The organism is Dietzia sp. SLG310A2-38A2 (genome assembly GCF_014145095.1).
Lineage (GTDB): Bacteria > Actinomycetota > Actinomycetes > Mycobacteriales > Mycobacteriaceae > Dietzia.
This window is the reverse complement of the sequence record NZ_JAALDX010000119.1, coordinates 1-3,601: the sequence shown is the minus strand read 5'-3', so window position 1 is coordinate 3,601 and position 3,601 is coordinate 1. Positions and strand designations below refer to the sequence as shown.

Here is a 3,601-nt window from a genome sequence, read left to right as displayed (position 1 = left end):
GCCGCAGTGTTCCGCTGGCCCACGATGTGGACCTGACCGCGCTCGCCTCCGACCTGGACGGCTACTCCGCGGCGGACTGCGCCGCACTGCTGCGGGAATCGGCCCTCACCGCCATGCGGCGCGACATTGACGCCGCCGAGGTCACCGCGGACGACGTGGCCCGTGCGCGACGGATGGTCCCGCCCTCGCTCGACCCAGACCAGGTCGAGACGCTGCGGCTGTACGCGGAGCGGCGCGAGAACTAGGTGGACTGACCGTCCGGGGGGCCGGGAACACCGCGGGGGCCGGAGCACCGCGGGGGCCGAGAGGCCGGTCACGCCCGCTTGCCGTGGTACGTCCCCGCCGTCTACAGTTCTCGGTCATGCGGAAGATTCTCGTAGTAACCGGACGTAACGGGGCCTGAAGACCGGCACCCCCGTTGCGTGGTTGCGTGATCTCCGTCGGTCCCCGCACCGACGTCTGAGACGAGAACACCATGTATTCCACCACCGCACCGAGTTCCTCTACTGGCTCCACCGGCTTTTCCACACGTGCCACCACCCCTTCCCCCACCGGCCCGACCTCCTGCCCCTTCGGCGAGCGGTTCGGCCGCCGGCTGCCGCGCGGCTTCGCCGACGAGGCGGCAGGACTGGACTGGCGCACGCTGATCGACACCTACGCGCCGTCGACCGACCACTTCCACCTGGCCGACCTCACACGCCGCCCGCTGGGCCGCGGGATCACAGCCTACGAGGCGATCCTGGCCACCCGGGACCCCTCCGCCCCGGGCGAGTACACCGCCCACCGCCTGACCACCGAGTCCTGCGGGGACCTCACCGCCATGTCCGAGATGCTGGGCAGGATCGGCGCCCGCGTGGAGATCGAGCGGTTCCACCAGTACGAGGGAGACGGGTTCGGCGGGACCGAGTCCTGGTGCACGATCCTGCGGGCCACCTGCGGTCGCCGCGCGACGTGGGCCATGGGTTTCGGGCAGTCCCCGGGTGAGGCCTCGATCGCCGCGCTGCTGAGCGCGGCGACCCTGCTCCACCTGCGCTGAGAAGGATCCCGTGGGGCGCCTTCTGTAAAGTGATCGGCGAACCCCGACCCTGGTCGACCACCGGCACCCCGTCCCCTCCGGCGGGGTCGTCCGCGCGTCGTTCTCCGGTCCACATGACGAGAGGAGCCGCCGGTGATCGCGATCCTCTCGGCCCACGCCGTGGCCGCCCTGCTCGCGGTCCCCCTGGTCTTGAGGTTCGGTCGCCGAGCGTTCCTGGCGCTCGCCCTGGTGCCGGCGGCGGGAGCGGTGTGGGTGGCCGCCAACCTGGACCGCGTCCCCACCGAGTCCATCCAATGGGCGCCCGGCATCCACCTCGCGCTCGATCTGCGGATGGACGCGCTGTCGGCGCTGCTGGCGCTCATCGCGCTCGGCGTGGGCGCACTGGTGCTGGTCTACTGCACCTGGTACTTCAAGGACGACGAACCCCGACTTCACCTGTTCGCCGCGGAGCTCGTGGCCTTCGCCGGCGTCATGTTCGGCCTGGTGGTGGCGGACAACATGATCCTCCTCTACATCTTCTGGGAGATCACCTCCGTCCTGAGCTTCCTGTTGGTCGGCCACTACGCGGCGCGGGCCTCCGCCCGCCGCGCGGCCACCCAGGCCCTGCTCGTCACCACCCTCGGTGGTCTGGCGATGCTCGTCGGCCTGATCATCCTCGGCCAGGCCACCGGGTCCTACCTGATCAGCGACGTCGTCGCGTCGCCACCGTCGGGTCCGCTCATCCACTGGGCCCTGGTGCTCGTGATCATCGGCGCGGGGAGCAAGTCCGCCATCGCCCCGCTGCACTTCTGGCTCCCGGGTGCGATGTCCGCACCCACGCCGGTGAGCGCCTACCTGCACTCCGCCGCGATGGTCAAAGCCGGCGTCTTCCTCGTCGCGGCCATGACCCCCGGGCTGTCCGGCTCGTCCACCTGGCAGCTCCCGCTCATCGTGCTGGGTCTGGTCTCGCTCCTCATGGCCGGGTGGCGCGCGCTGCGCGAGACGGACCTCAAGCTCGTCCTCGCGTTTGGCACCGTGAGCCAACTGGGATTCCTTCTCGTCCTGGTGGGCATCGGCTCGCGCGACACGATGCTCGCCGGCCTGACGATGCTGCTCGCGCACTCCCTGTTCAAGTCGGCGTTGTTCATGTCCGTCGGCGTGATCGACAAGACCACCGGCACCCGGGAGATCCGGGACCTGTCAGGCCTCGGGCGGAAGCGACCCGCGCTCGCACTCGTCTTCACCCTCGCCGCCGCCTCGATGGCGGGCCTGCCCCCATTCCTCGGTTTCGTCGGGAAGGAGGCCGCGTTCGCCACGGTCCTGTCCGAGGAGCGACTGCACGGGATGCCGTCACTGGTCGTCACCGCGGGGCTCGTGGCGGGGTCCGTCCTCACCTTCTCCTACACCGCACGACTGGTCATGGGCGCCTTCCGGTCCAAGCGGTCCTTCCCCGACGGCATCAGCCCCGCCGTCGCCGCCTCCCGACCGGCGGGGCCGCTGTTCCTCTCCGTCCCCGCCACCCTGGCCGTCTCCGGCCTGGTCCTGGGGCTGTGGAACGCGCCCGTCGAGAACCTCATCGCCCGGTACGTCGACGTGGCGTTCCCGCCCGGCAGTCCCTGGCGCGGCCCCGAGGGTTACCACCTGGGACTGTGGCACGGGATCGGCGTCCCGCTGGCGCTCACCCTGGTGGTCTACGTGCTGGGCACCCTGCTCTACGTGGCGCAGCGGACCGTCGAGAGGATGCAGTTCGAGTCGCCGGCGCTCGGCAACGCCGACCGCATCTACGACGCGGTGCTCAGGTTCTTCGACACCCTGTCGCTGCGACTGACGGCGAGCATCCAGCGAGGCTCCCTGCCGCTCACCCTCGGGATCATCCTGGTCACCCTCGTGGTGTTCCCATTCGTCTCACTCCTCGCCGGCACTCGCGAGGGCCTGCGCATGGAGTTGTCCGCGAACCCGGTCGTGCTGATCGTCATGATCCCCATGGCGCTCGCCGCGGTGGCCGCCGCGGTGCTGCGCAACCGTCTCGCCGCGGTGATCTGCATGTCCGTCACCGGCTACGGGCTCGCCGTGATCTTCGCCTTCCACGGCGCCCCGGACCTCGCGCTCACGCAGGCGCTGGTCGAGACGCTCCTCATGGTCGCGTTCGTGCTGGTGTTGCGCACGATGCCCGCCGAGGTACCGCTCTCCAACGGGTTCCGCCGGCTCCGGGCCTGGCTCGGAATCGGCGTCGGGCTGCTCGTGGTGGTGACCGGCGCCTACGCGATCAACGCGCGCCAGCACCCCGCCGTCTCGCTCGTCTTCCCCGACATCGCCTACCGGATCGGCAACGGCGCCAACGCCGTCAACGTCACCCTCGTCGACATCCGCGCGTGGGACACCCTCGGCGAGATCACCGTCCTGTTGGTCGCGGCCACCGGTGTGGCCAGCCTCGTCTTCCGCAACCGTCGCTACGGTTCCGGCCCGCGACTGGCCGACGTCGACAAGACCCGCTCCGGTCGGCGCGGCGTCGAAGCGGCCCGGATCGTCATCGAGGCGCCGGGAGCCACCCCCGGCCGGTGGCTGGTCGGCGCCACCGTCCGGGAC

Annotated in this window: 2 protein-coding genes and 1 pseudogene; all 3 read left to right on the top strand. The window is 70.7% G+C overall.

Translation table 11 applies throughout. The features are described from left to right. A pseudogene (locus G6027_RS04495) lies at positions 1–245 on the top strand (ATPase); the annotation flags it as partial. 230 nt (positions 246–475) lie between these two features. After that, positions 476–1,036, top strand: coding sequence for a hypothetical protein (locus G6027_RS04490; RefSeq protein WP_182635768.1), 561 nt, complete (start codon positions 476–478; stop codon positions 1,034–1,036). Between the two features lie 132 nt (positions 1,037–1,168). Beyond that, positions 1,169–3,601, top strand: a 2,433-nt coding sequence (locus G6027_RS04485; protein WP_182635767.1) for a Na+/H+ antiporter subunit A, incomplete at its 3' end; no start/stop codon positions are given.

Excerpts from the sequence above, each read along its gene's own strand:
- G6027_RS04490 (WP_182635768.1), top strand. The coding sequence starts at position 476 with ATGTATTCCACCACCGCACCGAGTTCCTCTACTGGCTCCACCGGCTTT.